Source organism: Pantoea sp. X-Soil-TKNS-1211 (genome assembly GCF_059730495.1).
Genome location: NZ_AP035953.1, coordinates 1343389 through 1362275, shown reverse-complemented (window position 1 = coordinate 1362275; position 18887 = coordinate 1343389). Strand labels below are relative to the sequence as shown.

Annotated in this window: 19 protein-coding genes; 9 read left to right on the top strand and 10 right to left on the bottom strand. The window is 55.8% G+C overall.

What is annotated here, in order from left to right; all coding sequences use genetic code 11:
• Positions 1-61: 61 nt before the first annotated feature.
• Positions 62-1354 carry an adenosylmethionine--8-amino-7-oxononanoate transaminase gene (gene bioA, locus AC6I8W_RS06505; protein WP_497837446.1) on the top strand — a complete coding sequence of 431 codons (1293 nt, stop codon included), beginning with the start codon at positions 62-64 and terminating at the stop codon, positions 1352-1354.
• A 76-nt stretch (positions 1355-1430) separates the two neighbouring features.
• Here bioA and pgl read toward each other — a convergent pair whose 3' ends face one another.
• Complete coding sequence (gene pgl / locus AC6I8W_RS06500; RefSeq protein WP_497837445.1) at positions 1431-2429, bottom strand: 6-phosphogluconolactonase; 999 nt, start codon at positions 2427-2429, stop codon at positions 1431-1433.
• A 145-nt stretch (positions 2430-2574) separates the two neighbouring features.
• Here pgl and AC6I8W_RS06495 point away from each other — a divergent pair, with 145 nt between their 5' ends.
• A complete protein-coding gene (locus AC6I8W_RS06495; RefSeq protein WP_497837444.1) occupies positions 2575-3393 on the top strand; it encodes a pyridoxal phosphatase in 819 nt (272 codons plus the stop codon).
• A 40-nt stretch (positions 3394-3433) separates the two neighbouring features.
• Here AC6I8W_RS06495 and modC read toward each other — a convergent pair whose 3' ends face one another.
• From modC to AC6I8W_RS06475, 4 genes are all read right to left on the bottom strand, one after another.
• The gene (modC, locus tag AC6I8W_RS06490) at positions 3434-4492 is read right to left on the bottom strand and encodes a molybdenum ABC transporter ATP-binding protein ModC (protein ID WP_497837443.1); all 1059 of its coding nucleotides are present in this window, start codon (positions 4490-4492) and stop codon (positions 3434-3436) included.
• Positions 4492-5181 carry a molybdate ABC transporter permease subunit gene (gene modB / locus AC6I8W_RS06485; protein WP_497837442.1) on the bottom strand — a complete coding sequence of 230 codons (690 nt, stop codon included), beginning with the start codon at positions 5179-5181 and terminating at the stop codon, positions 4492-4494. Before modB ends, modC begins: the two co-directional genes overlap by 1 nt.
• Complete coding sequence (gene modA / locus AC6I8W_RS06480; RefSeq protein ID WP_497837441.1) at positions 5178-5951, bottom strand: molybdate ABC transporter substrate-binding protein; 774 nt, start codon at positions 5949-5951, stop codon at positions 5178-5180. Before modA ends, modB begins: the two co-directional genes overlap by 4 nt.
• A 129-nt stretch (positions 5952-6080) precedes the next feature.
• On the bottom strand, positions 6081-6239 hold the full coding sequence (locus AC6I8W_RS06475; protein ID WP_013508338.1) for an AcrZ family multidrug efflux pump-associated protein: 159 nt from the start codon (positions 6237-6239) through the stop codon (positions 6081-6083).
• Between the two features lie 118 nt (positions 6240-6357).
• Between AC6I8W_RS06475 and modE the strand changes: the two genes are divergently transcribed.
• The 6 genes from modE (at position 6358) to gpmA (ending at position 13054) form a co-directional block, all read left to right on the top strand.
• Positions 6358-7140 (top strand): molybdenum-dependent transcriptional regulator, encoded by a 783-nt coding sequence (modE, locus tag AC6I8W_RS06470; RefSeq protein WP_497837440.1) that lies wholly within the window; start codon positions 6358-6360, stop codon positions 7138-7140.
• A 76-nt stretch (positions 7141-7216) separates the two neighbouring features.
• Positions 7217-8692 carry a molybdate ABC transporter ATP-binding protein ModF gene (gene modF / locus AC6I8W_RS06465; protein ID WP_497837439.1) on the top strand — a complete coding sequence of 492 codons (1476 nt, stop codon included), beginning with the start codon at positions 7217-7219 and terminating at the stop codon, positions 8690-8692.
• Between the two features lie 242 nt (positions 8693-8934).
• Positions 8935-9978 carry a galactose-1-phosphate uridylyltransferase gene (gene galT / locus AC6I8W_RS06460; RefSeq protein ID WP_497837438.1) on the top strand — a complete coding sequence of 348 codons (1044 nt, stop codon included), beginning with the start codon at positions 8935-8937 and terminating at the stop codon, positions 9976-9978.
• Positions 9979-11127, top strand: a complete 1149-nt coding sequence (galK, locus tag AC6I8W_RS06455) for a galactokinase (RefSeq protein WP_497837437.1) — start codon at positions 9979-9981, stop codon at positions 11125-11127.
• On the top strand, positions 11121-12155 hold the full coding sequence (gene galM, locus AC6I8W_RS06450; RefSeq protein ID WP_497837436.1) for a galactose-1-epimerase: 1035 nt from the start codon (positions 11121-11123) through the stop codon (positions 12153-12155). The genes galK and galM overlap by 7 nt, the downstream gene beginning before the upstream one ends.
• 146 nt (positions 12156-12301) lie before the next feature.
• On the top strand, positions 12302-13054 hold the full coding sequence (gene gpmA, locus AC6I8W_RS06445; protein ID WP_013508332.1) for a 2,3-diphosphoglycerate-dependent phosphoglycerate mutase: 753 nt from the start codon (positions 12302-12304) through the stop codon (positions 13052-13054).
• 98 nt (positions 13055-13152) lie between these two features.
• Here gpmA and aroG read toward each other — a convergent pair whose 3' ends face one another.
• On the bottom strand, positions 13153-14205 hold the full coding sequence (gene aroG, locus AC6I8W_RS06440; protein ID WP_497837435.1) for a 3-deoxy-7-phosphoheptulonate synthase AroG: 1053 nt from the start codon (positions 14203-14205) through the stop codon (positions 13153-13155).
• A 291-nt stretch (positions 14206-14496) separates the two neighbouring features.
• On the opposite strand from aroG, the gene AC6I8W_RS06435 reads away from it, so the two are divergent.
• On the top strand, positions 14497-14853 hold the full coding sequence (locus tag AC6I8W_RS06435; RefSeq protein WP_497837434.1) for a YbgS-like family protein: 357 nt from the start codon (positions 14497-14499) through the stop codon (positions 14851-14853).
• A gap of 44 nt (positions 14854-14897) precedes the next feature.
• Here the strand turns inward: AC6I8W_RS06435 and AC6I8W_RS06430 are convergent, their stop codons facing one another.
• The 4 genes from AC6I8W_RS06430 to AC6I8W_RS06415 all read right to left on the bottom strand — a co-directional run bounded on the left by AC6I8W_RS06430 (position 14898) and on the right by AC6I8W_RS06415 (position 18807).
• Positions 14898-15917: a C45 family autoproteolytic acyltransferase/hydrolase gene (locus tag AC6I8W_RS06430; protein ID WP_497837433.1), complete on the bottom strand. Its 1020-nt coding sequence runs from the start codon at positions 15915-15917 to the stop codon at positions 14898-14900.
• Positions 15914-16477: a carboxymuconolactone decarboxylase family protein gene (locus AC6I8W_RS06425; protein ID WP_497837432.1), complete on the bottom strand. Its 564-nt coding sequence runs from the start codon at positions 16475-16477 to the stop codon at positions 15914-15916. Before AC6I8W_RS06425 ends, AC6I8W_RS06430 begins: the two co-directional genes overlap by 4 nt.
• A 2-nt stretch (positions 16478-16479) precedes the next feature.
• Positions 16480-17817 carry an aspartate aminotransferase family protein gene (locus AC6I8W_RS06420; RefSeq protein WP_497837431.1) on the bottom strand — a complete coding sequence of 446 codons (1338 nt, stop codon included), beginning with the start codon at positions 17815-17817 and terminating at the stop codon, positions 16480-16482.
• A 132-nt stretch (positions 17818-17949) separates the two neighbouring features.
• Complete coding sequence (locus AC6I8W_RS06415) at positions 17950-18807, bottom strand: MurR/RpiR family transcriptional regulator (protein ID WP_497837430.1); 858 nt, start codon at positions 18805-18807, stop codon at positions 17950-17952.
• Between the last annotated feature and the right edge of the window lie 80 nt (positions 18808-18887).

The window sequence follows — 18887 nt, the reverse complement described above, 5'->3', positions numbered from 1 at the left end:
CCTGACGATTAACGTGGTTATACTTGTAAACTATATTTTTTATTTTTGGTTTACAACACCCATGTTCACTCAGGACGATCTCAATTTCGACCGCCAGCATATCTGGCATCCCTACACCTCAATGCGCGATCCCCTGCCCTGCTACCCGGTGGTAGCGGCGCATGGCTGCCAGTTGCAGCTGGCGGATGGCCGTGAACTGGTGGACGGTATGTCGTCGTGGTGGGCGGCGATTCACGGTTACAATCATCCGCGACTGAATCAGGCGTTGCAGAGCCAACTGGCGCAGATGTCGCACGTGATGTTTGGCGGTATCACCCATCCGGCAGCGGTGGCGCTGTGCCGTCAGTTGGTGGCGATGACACCAGAACCGCTGGAATGCGTATTTCTCGCCGATTCGGGGTCGATCGCCGTCGAAGTGGCGATGAAAATGGCGCTACAATACTGGTTGGGACGTGGCGAAACCCGGCAAAAATTCCTCACCCTGAAACGCGGTTATCACGGCGACACCTTTGCCGCGATGTCGGTATGCGATCCACAAAACTCGATGCATAGCTTGTGGCGCGGTTATCTGCCGGAGCACCTGTTCGCAGCAGCACCTGAGCGGGGATTTGATGATGCATGGGATGACGCTGATTGCGCCGACTTTGCCCGCCTGGCGGAGCAACATCACCGCCAGATTGCAGCAGTGATCCTCGAGCCGATTGTGCAGGGTGCAGGCGGCATGCGTTTTTATCATCCGCGCTATTTGCAACGGGTGCGTGAACTGTGCGATCGCTACGGTTTGCTGCTGATTGCCGACGAGATCGCCACCGGATTTGGTCGCAGCGGTAAGTTGTTCGCCTGCGAGCATGCCGGGATCGCGCCGGACATTTTATGTCTGGGCAAAGCCCTGACGGGCGGCACCATGACACTCTCCGCCACCCTGACCACCCGCGAGGTGGCAGAGACCATCAGCAACAGCGCGGCTGGCTGCTTTATGCATGGCCCAACCTTTATGGGTAATCCGCTGGCCTGTGCGGTGGCGGTAGAAAGCCTGAAGATCGTGAATGAAGGTCACTGGTCAGCGCAGGTGGCACGGATTGAGCAGCAGCTGCGCGCAGCATTGCTGCCTTTAGCCAGCCATCCGGCGGTAGCCGATGCGCGCGTTCTCGGGGCCATAGGCGTAATTGAGACACATCTGGCGGTGAATATGGCGGCGCTGCAACAGTTTTTTGTCGAGCGTGGTGTGTGGATCCGTCCGTTTGGACGGCTGATCTACCTGATGCCGCCGTATGTGATTACGTCTGCGGAGCTGGCGAAGTTGAGTGACGCCGTGCGCGATGCGCTGGATTTTTCGCATCATTTTCAGGGGTGAAAAGCAGCGCGATAAATCGCACCGCTACCACTGCCTCCCGTAGCGGCGCGATTTATCGCGCAAGGATTTAAGCGATTTAACCCAGTTGGTGAATCACCACCCACATCGGGCCTTGTCCGACGGCATATCGCGCCAGTGGGGTTAGCAGACCGCGATCATCGCTGATTTTATACACGGCAATATGATGAGATTTCTGTCCCGCCGCGACCAGGTATTGACCGCTATGGTCAATATTAAAGCCACGCGGCTGCGTCTCTGTCGGCTGGAAACCTTCAATGGTTAACAAGCCGCCATCTTCACTGACGCTGAACACGGTAATGGTGCTGCTGGTGCGATCGCAGGCATACAGAAAACGGCCATCCGGCGTCAGATGGATATCCGCCGCCCAGCGAGTGCCACTGAAATCCTCCGGCATCATGTTCAGGCTCTGCACACGTTCCACTTCACCGTGCGCGTTGCTCAAGGCCCAGACATCCACACTGCTGTCCAGCTCGTTGACGCAATAGCTGTAGTTGCCGTTCGGGTGGAACGCCATATGACGCGGGCCAGCGCCTTCTACCGTGGTGACCTGTGCCTGCGCGGCGGGGGTCAGGCTGCCATCGCTGCCCAACTGGAACAGACAAATGCGATCCTGCTTCAGTGCCGGAACAAACAGCGTCTGATTTTTCACATCAATATTGGCAGAGTGACAACCCTCCAGTCCGCCAATCACCTGGCTCGGTGCCTGCGGCAGACCATCGCTGTCAATCGGGCTGACGCTGACACAGGCATCATTATAAGAACCGCAGAACAAATAGTTGCCAGCACGGTCAGTGGAGATATGCGTCGGGCTGCCCGGCAGCGGTGCCTCACCGGCTTCGCTCAGGGTGCCATCAGCGGCAATGCGGTATGCCAGCACGCGAAAATTTGGACGCACGCCAACATAGAGGAAATCTTTCTTCGGGCTGACCACCATCGGCTGCACCTGACCAGCCACATCTGTCACCTGTAATAACGTCAGCGCGCCATCTTCCTGTAACTGCCAGGCGTGAATCTGCTGGCTCTCGGGGCTGGCGGTATACACGACTTGTTTCATGCGTTCTCCTTGTTCGGCTTGCTGAAAGGGTTATCACTGTAGCGCGTTTCATTTTTCCACGCAGGAATCATTTGTGCCCTGCCTTTTGTCTCAAAGCGGTTACCCGGTGTAGACTGATTGCTTTGTAACCCAGACGGAAAGAGTAATGAGCTACCGCGTAATCGCCCTTGACCTTGACGGCACCCTGTTGACCCCGCGTAAAACCATTCTGCCTGAATCCCTTGAAGCCCTGGCCCGCGCGCAGCAGGCAGGCGTCAAGGTGCTGATTGTTACCGGTCGCCACCATTGTGCCATCCATCCTTTTTATCAGGCACTGAAGCTGGATACACCTGCTATCTGCTGTAACGGCACCTATTTGTATGATTATCAGGCGAAAAAGGTGCTGGCATCCGATCCGCTGGAAAAATCACAAGCGGTACGGGTGATCGAGATGCTGGATGAGCAGAAAATTCACGGCCTGCTGTATGTTGATGACGCGATGCTTTACCAGGAGCCGACCGGCCACGTAACCCGCACCCTTAACTGGGCGGAATCGCTGCCACCGGCACAACGTCCAACCTTCCTCCATGTACCGAGCCTGGTACAGGCCGCGCAGGATGCACAGTCGATCTGGAAGTTTGCCCTGTCTCATGCCGATACCGACGCGCTGCAACGGTTTGCCGAGCGCACCGAAGCCGAACTGGGGCTGGCGTGTGAATGGTCATGGCACGATCAGGTGGATATCGCCCAGCGCGGCAACAGCAAAGGTAAACGTCTTGCGCAGTGGGTGGAAAGCCAGGGCCTGAGCATGAAAGACGTGCTGGCGTTTGGTGATAACTACAACGACCTCAGCATGCTGGAAGAAGTCGGCCTCGGCGTAGCGATGGGCAATGCCGACGACGCGATCAAAGCGCGCGCCCGCAAAGTGATTGGCACCAATCTGGAGCCCGGCATTGCTGAAGTGATTTACCAGGAAATTCTGTAAAATCCGCGCGATAAATCGCGCCGCTACGGATTTCCCGGCATCAGGGCGTAATCGATACGCTTTTAATCTGGGCATACAGCCACTGATCGGGCCGAATGCCCAGCTCATCCCGCGCCCAGGGCGAAATGCGCGCCCACAATTCGCTGATGCCAATACGCAACTTAACCTCCACCTGATCGTCAATCTCAAGCAGTTCAACCACTTGCGCTGGCAGAATATTGCGAATCGAGGTGTTTTGCGGTGGCTGCAACGCCAGCGACACATCGGCTGACGCGATACGAATGCGTAACGCAGTTTTCAGCGGCTGATTCACCCGGCTGACCCAGATATGTTGATCGCCCAGCGACAGCGCGGTCATCGGGTAATCGGGATGTTGCTCCAGCACCTGCACGCGCAGCACGCTGGTGCGCTCGCTGAGCGGGAGCCACGGGCGCATCGCGGTGCTTCCCCACACTTTCTCCAGCGAACCAAAGGCCTTAACCTTGCCGCTATCCAGCACCAGCACGTTATCGGCCAGTTGCAGGATCTCGTCGAGGCTGTGCGACACGTACAACAGCGGAATATCCACCTGTTTTGCCAGCTTTTGCAGGTAAGGCATCAGCTCGCGTTTACGCGGTAAATCCAGCGAGGCCAGCGGTTCATCCATCAGCAAAATGTCCGGTGCCGTCAGCAACGCGCGGCCAATTGCCACCCGCTGTTTTTCCCCGCCAGACAGGGAAGATGGCGAGCGGCGCAGCAACGCTTCGAGGCCCAATAATGCCACCAGACTGTCGAACTGCGTTTTCATCGCTGACGCCATACCGTATTGCAGATTGCCGCGTACGCTGTAATGCGGGAACAGGCGTGCATCCTGAAACACATAACCAATACGGCGTTTTTCCGGCGGTAGATTCACTCCAGTGGCGGCATCAAACAATAGACGTTCATCCAGTTTGATCTGCCCCTGCTGCGGTTGGGTCAATCCGCCAATCGCGTTGATCAGCGAGGTTTTCCCCGCGCCGGAAACACCAAAAATCGCGGTGATCCCTTTGCCGGGAATGTCGACATCCACATCCAACTGGTGCGTGCCCAACTGCTGGGAAAAGTTTAGCGTTAACATTAAACCCCCAGCCGCTTACGGCCCCAGCGGGCCAACAGTTCCGAGGCCACCAGCGACAACAACGCCAGCACAATCGCCACCGCACACAGGCGCGCTGCGGCATTTTCCGCCCCCGGCGTTTCAATCAGGGTAAACATCGCTGACGGGATGGTGCGGGTTTCACCGGGTATGTTCGACACGAAGGTAATAGTGGCACCAAACTCGCCCAGTGAACGGGCAAAGGCCAGCACCGTTCCGACGATAATGCCGGGAAAGGTCAGGGGTAAGGTAATGGTGAAAAACACGCGCCAGCGCCCTGCTCCCAGGGTGCGCGCTGCCTGTTCCAGTTTGGTGTCCACCGCTTCCAGTGCCAGGCGGATGGCCCGCACCATCAGCGGGAAGGCGATCACCGCCGCAGCCACCACCGCACCGCGCCAGCTAAAGGCGAAGCTGAAACCGAACCAGTCATACAGCCATGCGCCGATAAAACCTCGCCGCCCGAGGGCAATCAGCAGCAGATAACCCACCACCACCGGCGGCAGTACCAGCGGCAGATGAATAATACTATCGAGCAGGGTTTTGCCCGGAAACTGGCAGCGCGCCAGAATCCAGGCCATCAGAATGCCCAACGGCAGGCTGCACAACACCGCCACAGTGGAGACTTTCAGGCTGAGAAACACCGCCTGCCATTCGGGATCACTCAATATCATTTCTTCGGCGTAAATCCATACTGTTTAAATATTACGGCGGCATCCGGCCCCTGCAAATAGTTGTAGAAGGCTTCTACCGGCGCACGCTGATGTTCTTTAACCACCGCCATCGGATATTCGACCGGCTTATGGCTGTCTTCCGGGAAACGACCGACCACCTGGACTTTTTGACTGGCAACCGCATCGGAACCGTAAACGATACCGTAAGGTGCTTCGTTACGCTCCACCAGTGCCAGCGCAGCACGCACGTTATTAGCCGGAGCCAGTACCGGCACTAACGTATCCCACGCGCCTAACTTTTGTAACGCTTCTTTCGCGTAAATCCCGGCGGGAACATGATCCGGGTCGCCCACCGCCAGACGTTGGCCCTTCAACAGGCTTTTCCAGTCGGTCTGAGCATTGATGGTCACCGCTTTGGCGCTGTCGCTGCGCGGGGCCACCAGTACCAGATCGTTGCCCAACAAGGTATAACGCGTGTTATCGATGACGCTGTTTTTCGCCACCGCATCGTCCATCCACTGCTGGTCGGCAGAGATAAACAGGTCCGCTGGTGCACCCTGCTCAATCTGGCGCGCCAGCACCGAAGAAGACGCAAAGGACGACACCACTTCTACCCCGGTTTTTTTCTGATATTGCGTGGCGATGTCCTGCAACGCGTTGGTCAGTGAGGCCGCAGCAAACACGGTGATTTTCTCAGCGGCCAACGCCTGTCCAGTCAATGAAAAGGTCAGAACAGCAGCGGCACCCCAGCGGTAATATTTTGATAGCATTTTTAGCTCCTCGTTACGTTATATACTGAATACTACAACGCTAGCTTCGATGCTGTCATGAAGTTTATATCGGCAGGATTTGACGGAAGTTAAGGGCAAAACGCCCGCAGAAAGCGGGCGTTTTAAGAATCAATGTTGTGAGCTGTTGGCGGGACGATCGTCGCGACGGCCAAATTTAGAGATGACGTTGAAGACTTCACCCAGGCCGTAAATCAAACCCAGCATGATGGCCATTACAATCGGCACCATAATGACAGCGACGGCCAGGCTTTTTAGCAGTTCCAGCATGGAAACCTCACGTAAATGATAAAAAAGTGATTGTAACGGCTTGAGAATAAAGTGCCATGCCCTTTTCGTGCTTTTACTTTAGCGCATACAATTGCTCCCACTAACTTAAGGAGCTGACATGCAAGCTGAACTCTCTCTTCATATTCGTCTACAGCAGAAGTTGTTTGCCGATCCACGCCGCATCGAACTCCTGAAACGGATTAAGGAGACCGGCTCCATCAGCCAGGGGGCAAAACTGGCGGGTATCAGTTACAAGAGCGCCTGGGATGCCATCAACGAGATGAATGGACTGGCGGATCAGACCCTGGTGGAACGAGCCACCGGCGGCAAAGGCGGCGGCGGCGCGCAGTTGACACGTTACGGCGAGCGTTTGATCCAATTGTTCCAGTTGATGGAGCAGATCCAACAGAAAGCCTTCGATGTGCTGCAAAACGACACCTTACCACTCGATAGCCTGCTGGCCGCCATCGCGCGTTTCTCGCTACAAACCAGTGCGCGCAACCAATTGTTCGGCACGGTGCTGGCGCGCGACCATCAGCAAGTGGTGCAGCATCTTGAGGTGTTGCTGAGCGATGGTGTGACCTGTCTGCGAGTGGCACTGACCCAACGCAGCGCCGAGCGTTTGCAACTGGAAAATGGCAAAGAAGTACTGGTTTTGATTAAAGCGCCGTGGATTCAGGTCAACCGAGACGCCCACCATGCCGATAATCATCTGGCGGTGCAGATCACCGCTATCGAACCGGGTGAGCAGGTCAGCGAAGTGTTGATGGCGCTGCCGGGCGGCGAAATTCTCTGCGCCACGGTGCCGAATAGCGAAGTGGCACAGCAGAATCTGCAAGCTGGCGACGACGTCACCGCCAGTTTTAATGCGGAACACGCCATCATCGCCACACTGCTCTGAAATCCCGGCCATGATTTGACTTCACTGGCAGCGGTCGCTACAACTGAGTGACACGATGCATAAAATGGAACAAATCATGGCTTCATTGCAAATTTCGCAAGGCACGTTTCGTCTTAGCGACACCCGAGTACTGTCCCTTAATGATTTAACCCTCAATAGCGGTGAGAGCTGGGCGTTTGTCGGTGCTAACGGTAGCGGCAAATCCTCGCTGGCCCGCGCGTTGTCCGGGGAATTACCACCAGGCAAAGGCAGCGTCAGCCATAGCTTTCAGCGTCCGACACGTTTATCGCTGGAACAGCTGCAAAAGCTGGTGACTGAAGAGTGGGAACGCAACAACACCGATATGCTCAGTGAAGGCGAAGATGACACCGGTCGCACGGCTGCGCAGATCATTCAGGATGACGTCAAAGATGATGCGCGTTGCCAGGCGCTGGCGCAGCAGTTTGGCATCAGCTACCTGATGGATCGCCGCTTCAAATATCTCTCTACCGGCGAAACGCGCAAAACCCTGCTGTGCCAGGCGCTGATGGCGCAGCCGGATCTGCTGATCCTCGATGAGCCTTTTGATGGCCTGGACGTGGCCTCCCGCGCCAGTCTGGCGCAAATTCTGAGCGACCTGCATCAGCAGGGCTACACCGTGGTGCTGGTACTGAACCGCTTTGATGATATTCCTGACTTTGTGCAGCACGTTGGCGTGCTGGCGGAATGTACCCTGACTCACACCGGCGAACGCAAAGCGATTCTGGCCGAAGCGCTGGTCGCCCAGCTGGCGCACAGTGAAACGCTTTCCGGTATGGCGCTGCCGGAAGCCGACGCTCCCGATCAAATTCCTCAACTGGCAGATGATGCGCCACGCGTGATTTTGCGTAACGGGGTGGTCTCGTATAACGACCAGCCGATCATCAACGGCCTGAGCTGGCAGGTGAATCCCGGCGAACACTGGCAGATTATCGGACCCAATGGCGCAGGCAAATCCACCCTGCTTAGTCTGGTCACCGGCGACCATCCACAGGGTTACAGCAACGATTTAACCCTGTTTGGCATCCGTCGTGGCAGTGGAGAAACCATCTGGGACATCAAGCAACATATTGGTTACGTCAGCAGCAGCCTGCACCTTGATTACCGCGTCAGCGTCAATGTGCGTACCGTGATCCTCTCCGGCTTCTTTGACTCCATCGGGTTGTATCAGGCGGTGTCGGATCGGCAAAAATCGTTGGCGCGACAGTGGCTGGCGTTGCTGGGGATGGATAACGCGTTAGCCGATGCGCCGTTCCATGGCCTGTCCTGGGGCCAGCAGCGCCTGGTGCTGATTGCGCGTGCGCTGGTGAAACATCCGGCGCTGCTGATACTCGATGAGCCGTTGCAGGGGCTGGACCCGATTAACCGTCAGCTGGTGCGCCGCTTTGTGGATGTGCTGATTGGTGAAGGCCGTACCCAGTTGCTGTTTGTTTCCCACCACGCCGAAGATGCGCCGCAGTGCATCACCCATCGCCTGAGTTTTGTTGCGCAGGATGGCGGTGAGTATGGGTATCAGCAGGAAAAGCTGCGTTAAAACCCGCGCGATAAATCGCGCCCCTACGGAGGCGTGATTTATCACGCCCCACACTTCAATGTAACCGTTACCATTTCATTGCCCACATATTCGGCAAACACGTCTGATAACCCCACAAAATGAGAATCGTCACCTTGTGTAAACGATACCATTTATCCAGACTGGATCACGCTTTCAGTCTGACCTTTATGCTACTTTGATCGCAGCCATTTTTATCTGTTTGTCGTTTACCAGGATCCAACATGGAAAAATTTAACCCGGTCGATCATCCGCATCGCCGTTATAACCCGTTGAGCGATCAGTGGGTATTGGTTTCACCGCATCGTGCCAAGCGTCCGTGGCAGGGCGCACAGGAAACTCCGGCGCTGGAAACATTGCCGGCACACGATCCCGACTGCTTCCTCTGCGCCGGTAATACCCGTATCACCGGTGATAAGAATCCCGATTATAAAAGCACTTACGTTTTCACCAATGACTTTGCCGCATTGATGACTGACACGCCGGATGCGCCACAAAGCGACGATATTTTGATGCGTTGCGAAAGCGCACGCGGCACCAGCCGGGTGATCTGCTTCTCGCCGGATCACAGCAAAACCCTGCCAGAGCTGCCGCTCAACGCGCTGGAAGATATCGTGCGCACCTGGCAGGAACAAACCGCCGATCTTGGTCAGCACTATCCGTGGGTACAGGTGTTTGAAAACAAAGGCGCGGCAATGGGCTGCTCCAACCCCCATCCACACGGTCAGGTGTGGGCGAACAGCTTTTTACCCAACGAGGCGCAGCGGGAAGACCAGCTCCAGCGTCGCTACTACGCCGAAAAAGGCACGCCGATGCTGGTGGATTACGCGGCGCGTGAACTGAACGATGGCAGCCGGACCGTGGTGGAAACTGACCACTGGCTGGCCGTTGTGCCCTGGTGGGCAGCGTGGCCGTTCGAAACGCTGCTGCTACCCAAGGCGCATGTGAAACGCATTACCGATCTGACTGAGGCGCAGCGCAAAGATCTGGCGCTGGCAATCAAGCTGCTGACCAGCCGTTACGACAATCTGTTTCAGTGTTCCTTCCCCTACTCAATGGGTTGGCACGGCGCGCCCTTTAACGGTGAGGCCAACGATCACTGGCAGCTGCATGCGCATTTCTATCCGCCGCTGCTGCGCTCGGCAACGGTACGCAAATTTATGGTTGGCTATGAAATGCTGGCCGAAACCCAACGTGATTTAACGGCAGAACAGGCGGCTGAACGTCTGCGTTCTGTCAGCGATGTCCATTTCCGCGAGGCGCAATAAATGTCATTAAAATCCATTACACAACAGACGTTCGTCGAGACATTTGGTTATCAGCCGAGCCACAGCATTCAGGCACCAGGTCGCGTGAATCTGATTGGTGAACACACCGACTATAATGATGGTTTCGTGCTGCCCTGCGCCATTGATTATCAAACCGTGATTGCCTGCGCCAAACGCGATGACCGCCAGGTGCGCGTGGTGGCTGTCGATTATGACAACCAACAAGACAGCTTCTCGCTGGATGCGCCGATTGAGCCGGTAACAGCGCCAATGTGGGCCAATTATGTGCGTGGAGTGGTGAAACATCTGCAAAAACGCGATGCCAGTTTTGGCGGCGTGGATATGGTGATCAGTGGTAACGTGCCACAGGGCGCGGGCCTGAGTTCCTCAGCGTCGCTGGAAGTGGCGGTCGGCACCGTGTTCCAGCAGTTGTATCAACTGCCGCTTGATGGCGCTGCCATTGCGGTGAACGGTCAGGAAGCGGAAAACCAGTTTGTCGGGTGCAACTGCGGCATCATGGATCAGCTGATTTCCGCATTAGGTAAGCAGGATCACGCGATGCTGCTGGATTGTCGTAGCCTCAGCACCCGCGCGGTATCGATGCCTGACAATGTGGCGGTGGTGATCATTAACTCTAACTTCCGCCGTACGCTGGTGGGCAGTGAATACAACACCCGCCGTGAGCAATGCGAAACCGGTGCACGCTTCTTCAATAAACCCGCCCTACGTGATGTCACTCTGGCGGAATTCGAAGCCGCTGAAGCCCAGCTCGATCCCCTGGTGGCCAAACGCGTACGCCACGTGATTACCGAGAATGCGCGCACGCTGGAAGCCGCCGATGCCTTGAGCGCCGGTGACCTGACACTTATGGGTAAGTTGATGGCGGAGTCCCATGCTTCAATGCGTGACGATTTCGAAATCACCGTGCCACCGATTGACCAGTTGGTGGAGATCGTCAAAGCTGTGATTGGACCGCGCGGTGGCGTACGTATGACCGGCGGCGGTTTTGGTGGCTGCATTGTGGCGTTGATGCCCACTGATCTGGTCGATCAGGTGAAAGCGGCTGTGGCCGAGCAGTACGAAGCCAAAACCGGTATCAAAGAAACCTTCTACGTGTGCAAAGCCTCTGAAGGAGCTGGCCAATGGTAGATGATGTGCAATCACATGCACCGGATGGACAACCGTGGCGTATAACCGTGTTACGTAATCGCAACGGTATGGTGGTAACGTTTATGGACTGGGGTGCGACCTGGCTGTCGGCGCGCGTGCCGATGCAGGATGGCAGCGTGCGTGAAGCGTTGCTCGGCTGTGCCACACCCTCTGACTATCTGCATCAGGACGCGTATCTCGGGGCCACGGTGGGCCGCTATGCCAACCGTATCGCCAACGCCACGCTGAAACCGTTGAATCTGGCACTGGTGGCCAATCAAGGCGAGCATCAGCTGCATGGTGGACCGCAAGGCTTTGATAAACGTCGCTGGCAAATCATCGGCCAGAGCGAATCCGAAGTGCATTATCGCCTCGACTCACCGGATGGCGATCAGGGCTTTCCCGGCAATCTGATTGCCGACCTGCGCTACCATCTCGACGACGACAACTGCCTGTCGATCAGCTATGCAGCAAGCACCGATAAGCCCTGCCCGGTCAACCTGACCAATCATGCTTACTTTAACCTTGATGCGCATCATGGCGATGCGCGCCAGCATCGCTTACAACTGCTGGCAGACCGTTATCTGCCCGTCGACAGTGATGGCATCCCCAATGCGCCGCTGAAAGCGGTTGAGGGAACCAGCTTCGATTTTCGCCAGCCGAAAACCGTGGCCGATGACTTCCTCGCCGATGACGATCAGAAAGCGGTAAAAGGTTATGACCATGCGTTTCTGCTGAATACCGCAGGTGACAGCAGCCAGCCCGCCGCCCGACTGTGGTCAGCCGACGGCAAGCTGGAGTTAAGCGTCTTTACCGCTGCCCCGGCGCTCCAGTTCTACTCCGGCAACTATCTGGAGGGAACCCGCGCCCGCGAGCAGGGAAGCTATACTGCTTTCCAGGGCATCGCCTTAGAGAGTGAATTTTTACCGGATTCGCCCAACCATACCGAGTGGCCACAGCCGGATTGCTGGCTGCAACCTGGCGACAGTTGGCAGTCGGTGACGCGTTATCGCCTCACCCCGCACTGACCCAACGGATGAAAAACGCGCACTGCGTCGCTGACAGGCTTACGCAGTGCGATGTTTTCCGCTATGGTATGGCGCTATCAGTGAGCCGCTTCATCAGGTGGCCGCCGCCGGTTTCTATAATACATCAAGCATTAAGGAGTTAAGCTATGGCCGTAACTAAGCTGGTTCTGGTGCGCCACGGCGAAAGCCAGTGGAATCAGGAAAACCGCTTCACCGGATGGTACGATGTGGATCTGTCCGACAAGGGTCGCACCGAAGCCAAAGCAGCCGGTCAGCTGCTGAAGAAAGAAGGTTTCGTATTCGATTTTGCCTACACTTCCGTGCTGAAACGTGCCATCCACACCCTGTGGAATGTACTGGACGAGCTGGACCAGGCTTGGCTGCCGGTAGAAAAATGCTGGCGTCTTAACGAGCGTCACTACGGTGCGTTGCAGGGTCTGGACAAAGCCGAAACCGCTGCCAAATATGGCGACGATCAGGTGAAACAGTGGCGTCGCGGCTTCGCGGTGACCCCGCCGGAACTGGATCGCAGCGATGAGCGTTTCCCGGGCCACGACCCGCGTTATGCGTCACTGACTGATGCCCAGCTGCCGACCACCGAAAGCCTGGCACTGACCATCGAACGCGTGATCCCTTACTGGAACGACAGCATTCTGCCGCGCATTAAGAGCGGTGAGAAAGTGATCATCGCAGCACACGGTAACTCACTGCGTGCGCTGGTGAAATACCTCGATAACCTGAGTGAAGACGAAATCCTCGAACTGAACATCCCGACTGGCGTGCCGTTGGTGTATGAATTCGACGAGAACTTCAAACCGCTGAAACGTTACTATCTGGGTGATGCCGACGAGATCGCTGCGAAAGCAGCCGCCGTAGCAAACCAGGGTAAAGCGAAATAAAAAAGAAGGCCAGACGCAAGTCTGGCCTTTTTGTCTGTAGCGGCGCGATTTATCGCGCGGGTTTTATATCAGCGCGATAAATCGCGCTGCTACGGAAATTAATCGCGACGCTGTTTAACCGCCTGAGCCAACTGACGCAGTACTTTGTCAGTATCTTCCCAGCCGATGCAGGCATCAGTGACGCTTTTGCCGTAAACCAGCGGCTCGCCGCTATCGAGGCTCTGATTGCCTTCCACCAGGTTACTCTCCAGCATCACGCCGGTAATACCCTGCTCACCGCCCGCAATCTGCTGCGCAACATCTTCCGCCACCACCATCTGGCGCTGGAATTGTTTGCTGCTGTTGGCGTGGCTAAAGTCGATCATCACCTGCGGTGTCAGACCCGCTTTCTCCAGCCCGGTTTTCACCGCCGCCACATGATGGGCGCTGTAGTTCGGCTCTTTGCCGCCACGCAGGATGATATGACAATCTTCGTTGCCGCTGGTTTCGACAATCGCCGAATGACCATACTTGGTGACCGACAGGAAGCAGTGCGGCGCGCTGGCAGCACCGATGGCGTCAATCGCCACTTTGATGGTGCCATCGGTGCCGTTTTTAAAACCTACCGGACAGGAAAGGCCGGAAGACAGCTCACGGTGCACCTGCGATTCGGTGGTACGTGCACCAATCGCCCCCCAGCTCATCAGGTCCGCCACGTATTGCGGGGTGATCATATCGAGGAACTCGCCTGCCGCTGGCAGGCCGGTATCATTAATATCCACCAGCAGTTTACGCGCCAAACGCAGGCCATCATTAATCTGGAAGCTGCCATCCATATAGGGATCGTTGATCAGCCCTTTCCAGCCCACGGTAGTACGTGGTTTCTCAAAATAGACGCGCATCACCACTTCCAGCTCGCCACTCAGCTCATCACGCAGTTGCAGCAAACGTTCGGCATACTCTTTTGCCGCCGCGGTGTCATGAATCGAGCAAGGTCCAATGATCACCAGCAGGCGGTCATCTTCGCCATGCAGAATACGGTGAATAGCCTGGCGGGCTTTCGCGACGGTCTGTGCCGCGCTATCGGTCGCGGGGAATTTTTCGAACAGCGCAACAGGAGGTAATAATTCTTTGATTTCTTTGATTCTTAAATCGTCGTTCTGGTAATTCATACTTAGTCCATTCAATTTCTGGCCCGGCGCGCGCCGGACGCAACCCGTCCACTGTAGCCCGTCAGACTAACGCTGTAAATTACCCACGCGGAGAAAGGGTATAAGTGAAACTTGCATTTATGCGGTTTTACACTAGACTTTTAATAGTAAGCACTATGCATCAAATAATCTTCATCACTTAAATTCACATAACACATCTTCGATGGAATTATATTCCGTCGAGGCGCTTTGTTTTCGTCAAACTGCACCATCGGGTTTAAGACGGCAACTGTCATTAATTAAAGGAGCATAATGATGAATAAGTTTGCAATTATCTTTCTGACGGCAGCAATGACACTGAGCAGCGGTGCCGCAATGGCGGCTGACAGCAATAACGGGACCGCCAATCAGGCGGCAGATGCCGGTGCGGCTGCGGGTGGCGCAAAGCAGAATCTGCCACCGAATAAAGTCGATAACAGCAAAATTAACAACACAGATGTGAATAGCGCGGCAACGTCGGGTAGCACTGACAGCAGCAATATGTCTGCCAGCGAAATTCATAAAAACAGTCAGTGTAAAGAGGGTAAATGTCCGGATATGAATAAAAAAGTCCAGACCCAGACGGGTAGCGGTGAGGTGAATACCAAAACCGACGGCACCAGCCAGTAAACCTGTTCAATCAGGCTGTCATCTCCACGATGACAGCCTGACCATTAACTGACGCAGCCCTGTAACGCCGCAACCTGACGATCCAACGTGAAGACCTGCCAATCAACTTGTTTTGCCCCCAGGGTAAATACCGCCGTGGCGAGGGTGTTTTCGTCGTCCGGGTCGTGCGGTGATAAACGGTAAATCGGCAGCTCTCCATCATGCTGGTCCGACAAAATCGCTTTTGCCGCCTCCCCATCCAGTTCTGACTGGTTGGCCTGCCAGAGCTTCAATCTTGACTGGCGTGAGGCAGAGCTGGCGGTGACGACCTGCTGTACATCGTTCATCACCGGATGGATCAGGTGGTTGGCATGACCCATCACTGTTGTCACCTGCACCACGGAACAGCCTGAACCGCTGGCTTCCACGCTAAATACGCGGCTATCACCCATTTGCCCCAGCGTATGATGGAACGCCCCGGCACGCGTATGCGTGGTTAACGCCAGCACCGCCTCGTCCAGTGTGCGGGCATTCAGCGCAGCACGAGCCAGCACCTGACGCGGCAAACCTGCCGGACGGTGCAGCGCACGGATATTATTTACTGTGTTGACGATGCCCTTCTCGTTAACGGCAAAGGTATGGCCGGGAATCGAGCCAGGATAGACAAAGCTGGTAAACCCCAGCCCTTCATCCGGCGTGAAGCTGACCAGCGCACAATCCTCACGCAGTTGCGGAAAGCCATCTTCGTTGTGGGCGATAATCCATTCTCCGATCGCGCTACTCCCGGTCACGGTGGTACAACCGTCCGAAGTGGAACGCACTAAATCGCCACGGCAGTTCCAGGCAAAGACCTCATCAACCGGGACACCCAGCCCCTGTGCCATGCCTTCCAGCTCCTGCCAAATCAGCGGATACTGCGCGATAACCGCCGTACGCATCGCCTGCCATTGCCCAGAACCCTGCATGGCGATCACGGTTTGCCACAGCCAGGTTTGCGTCAGCTTGTTATGCCAGGCTTCACGGCCAAATTCTCCCAAAGCCTGACCAATGGCAAAAGCACTCCCCTGTAACCTGAATGTTTTCATTGCGCGACCACTCCCACCCACATCGCCTCGCCGTTATCCGGAACAGGCGTCTGTGCACCATTCATAATCATAGAAAGAAAACTGTAATAACCGTTAATGCCAATCAGATCGACTACGCCTTTTTCACCCCACAGGGCGATGGCCTGCTGCCAGGTGTCGTCATTGACTTTTTTCTGCTGATGCAGCTGCTGGCAGATGTGATACACCACCCACTCATCGTCCTGTAAATCGTCGGGCAGGCGCTGCTCATTGATGGCCTGCACCGCGTGGGCGGAGATGCCCTTTTCCCGGGCGATAGGAGCGTGAATTGCCCATTCTACCGGTTGTGACCAGTGGCGTGCCGTAAGCAGAATCGCCAGCTCCGACAGACGCTGGCCCAGCGCGCTGCGATAACGCAGATATGCTCCCATACGCTGGGCATGGGCCATCAGTTCCGGGCTACGCAACAGCGGTTCAAAGGGTGGCAACAATGCGCCGCGTGGTCCGTTGATGATCTCTTCAGCCAGTTGGCGCTGCTCATCGCTCCATTGCTGCTCGTCCAAAAGCGGTAAGCGATTCATGATTAACGCCCCACCAGCTTGCGCGTTTCTTCGCTAATCACCTGATGCAGCGTATCCACGACAAAATCCAGCTGCGGGCGGGTGACGATAAACGGCGGTGCGATCAGGATATGATCGCCATATTGGCCATCCAGAGTACCGCCCATCGGATATACCATTAAGCCACGCTCCATGCATTGCGCTTTAATCGCTGCATGTAACTTCAGTGCAGGATCGAACGGGGTTTTGCTGGCTTTGTCCCGCACCAGTTCCACGCCCGCGAACAAACCGCGTCCGCGTGTGTCTCCCACATGCGGTAGCGCTCCCAACACCTCGCGCAGCGCCTGTTGCAGATAAGCGCCCTGTTGCTGAACCTGCGCCAGCAGATTGTCACGCTCAATGATTTGCTGCACCGCCAATGCCGCTGCGGCCGCCGTGGCGTGGCAGATGTAGGTATGACCATGCTGGAACAGGCCACTTCCCGCCTGTAATGCCGCCACAATTTTTTCACTCGCCAGCACCGCACCAATCGGCTGATAACCGCCACCTAAGCCTTTGGCGATGGTGACAATGTCCGGTATCACGCCATCTTGCTCAAAAGCATGCAGGGTGCCGGTGCGCCCCATGCCGCACATCACTTCATCAGCGATATACAGGATGCCGTACTTATCGCATAAACGACGTACACCCAGGAAATAGCCAGGGGTTGGCGGCGTGGCACCGGTGGTGGCACCGACGACGGTTTCCGCGCAGAAACCGATGATTTTCTCCGGTCCGGTGGTCAGGATCGCCTCTTCCAGTTCATTTAACAGACGCTGGGTATATTGTTGCTGGCTTTCATCGTCGCGGCGATCGCGATATTCATTGCACGCCGATACCCGCACCACATCCATCAGCAAAGGCGCAAACTGGCGGCGACGCCACTCGTTGCCACCCACTGCCAACGCTCCGAGGGTGTTGCCGTGATAACTTTGCTTGCGGGCGATAAAGGTAGTGCGCTCGGGTTGTCCAATCTCGACAAAATACTGGCGCGCCAGTTTCAGTGCCGTTTCTACCGCTTCGGAGCCGCCAGACACAAAATAGGCATAGTTCAGATCGCCAGGGGCGGTGCGAGTCAGCTGTGCCGCCAACTGCTCGACGGTTTCACTGGTGAAAAAGCTGGTGTGTGCATAGGCCAGTTGATCAATCTGACGGTGCATGGCGGCCAACACCTCAGGATGAGCATGCCCAAGGCAGGAAACCGCCGCGCCCCCGCAGGCATCAAGATAACGCTTACCACTGAGATCGGTGATGTACGCCCCCTGCGCGCCCACCGCGACGGCGGGTGTGGTACGAAGGGTACGGTGAATGATCTGGCTCATGCTCTGTTCCTGCTCCTGAAAACGCTTGCGCTATATATTGGCTGCATCTTGCATGATCCATTTGGATCACGTCAACGTAAATACGATACATATGCATTGCATTTTTTATGACAGTAACAAATGGATCATTGATCAGGATTTGCCGGGAATAACGTAGGCACCTGAATCAATCAGATAACGTTCCGCGTTCTCAATTTTACTGACCGCTTCGCGCCCATGACGTGCCACCAGCATCGCCAGCAGACATTCAGCTAACCCCATACCAGAGACCACCGAGGGGAAGAAGGAGGGGCTGTCGATGGAAAATAGCAAAGTACAATGCGCCGCCTGCGCCAGCGGCGAAACCGGTGAATCGGTGATAGCGATAATGCGCGTACCGGCCTGAGTTGCCGCATCCAGCACATCCAGCGATTCACGTGAATAAGGAGCGAAACTGGTCAACAGCACACAATCTTTGCCACTTAACTCGCGGGTAAAGACTTCGATGTTGCTCGCCAGACCATCAATCAATGACACCTGGCGGTTGAACAAGCGGTAGACGTAAAACAGCGACCAGGCAATGGGGAAACTGGCGCGAAAACCACAGATATAGACGTTTTCTGCTTCATCCAGCAAGGTTACTGCCTGCTGCATCGCCTGCTGGTTTTCCGCCTGGGTGAAAGCCAGATTGGCCTGATGTGCCAGAAAAACCTCTTCATACAGGGCTGGCTGAGTGCCTTTGGCAATCAGTTTTTCCGCTTTGGATACATATGTATCATTGCGCAAGCCGAGATCGTCAATCATGGCGCTTTTCAGTTCACCCCAGCCTTGATAACCCAGACGTTGCGCCAGCCGCAGCAGCGTGGCAGGTTTGACGCCGCCTTCTGCGGCAAAGGCCCGCATCGACAGCACCACCAGTTTGTTGGCATGTTGCAGGGAAAATTCGGCGGCGCGCTGTAACTCTGGCGAGAGTGAACTGAACTGACTGACAATATTTTCCCGGAGATTCATCACGTTTCGTCATCATAAAAAGGGTAACGCCACGATGTTAACACTCATATGCCGGGGAGATAATGAATATTCCCCTGCTT

What these genes read in the sequence shown, in the direction of transcription:
- galK (WP_497837437.1), top strand. Translation starts at nt 9,979, where the DNA reads ATGTCATTAAAATCCATTACACAACAGACGTTCGTCGAGACATTTGGT.
- galM (WP_497837436.1), top strand. Translation starts at nt 11,121, where the DNA reads ATGGTAGATGATGTGCAATCACATGCACCGGATGGACAACCGTGGCGT.
- gpmA (WP_013508332.1), top strand. Translation starts at nt 12,302, where the DNA reads ATGGCCGTAACTAAGCTGGTTCTGGTGCGCCACGGCGAAAGCCAGTGG.
- AC6I8W_RS06430 (WP_497837433.1), bottom strand. Translation starts at nt 15,917, where the DNA reads ATGAAAACATTCAGGTTACAGGGGAGTGCTTTTGCCATTGGTCAGGCT.
- AC6I8W_RS06435 (WP_497837434.1), top strand. Translation starts at nt 14,497, where the DNA reads ATGATGAATAAGTTTGCAATTATCTTTCTGACGGCAGCAATGACACTG.
- AC6I8W_RS06425 (WP_497837432.1), bottom strand. Translation starts at nt 16,477, where the DNA reads ATGAATCGCTTACCGCTTTTGGACGAGCAGCAATGGAGCGATGAGCAG.
- aroG (WP_497837435.1), bottom strand. Translation starts at nt 14,205, where the DNA reads ATGAATTACCAGAACGACGATTTAAGAATCAAAGAAATCAAAGAATTA.
- galT (WP_497837438.1), top strand. Translation starts at nt 8,935, where the DNA reads ATGGAAAAATTTAACCCGGTCGATCATCCGCATCGCCGTTATAACCCG.
- modF (WP_497837439.1), top strand. Translation starts at nt 7,217, where the DNA reads ATGGCTTCATTGCAAATTTCGCAAGGCACGTTTCGTCTTAGCGACACC.
- modA (WP_497837441.1), bottom strand. Translation starts at nt 5,951, where the DNA reads ATGCTATCAAAATATTACCGCTGGGGTGCCGCTGCTGTTCTGACCTTT.
- modE (WP_497837440.1), top strand. Translation starts at nt 6,358, where the DNA reads ATGCAAGCTGAACTCTCTCTTCATATTCGTCTACAGCAGAAGTTGTTT.
- AC6I8W_RS06495 (WP_497837444.1), top strand. Translation starts at nt 2,575, where the DNA reads ATGAGCTACCGCGTAATCGCCCTTGACCTTGACGGCACCCTGTTGACC.
- AC6I8W_RS06475 (WP_013508338.1), bottom strand. Translation starts at nt 6,239, where the DNA reads ATGCTGGAACTGCTAAAAAGCCTGGCCGTCGCTGTCATTATGGTGCCG.
- AC6I8W_RS06420 (WP_497837431.1), bottom strand. Translation starts at nt 17,817, where the DNA reads ATGAGCCAGATCATTCACCGTACCCTTCGTACCACACCCGCCGTCGCG.
- bioA (WP_497837446.1), top strand. Translation starts at nt 62, where the DNA reads ATGTTCACTCAGGACGATCTCAATTTCGACCGCCAGCATATCTGGCAT.
- modB (WP_497837442.1), bottom strand. Translation starts at nt 5,181, where the DNA reads ATGATATTGAGTGATCCCGAATGGCAGGCGGTGTTTCTCAGCCTGAAA.
- pgl (WP_497837445.1), bottom strand. Translation starts at nt 2,429, where the DNA reads ATGAAACAAGTCGTGTATACCGCCAGCCCCGAGAGCCAGCAGATTCAC.
- AC6I8W_RS06415 (WP_497837430.1), bottom strand. Translation starts at nt 18,807, where the DNA reads ATGAATCTCCGGGAAAATATTGTCAGTCAGTTCAGTTCACTCTCGCCA.
- modC (WP_497837443.1), bottom strand. Translation starts at nt 4,492, where the DNA reads ATGTTAACGCTAAACTTTTCCCAGCAGTTGGGCACGCACCAGTTGGAT.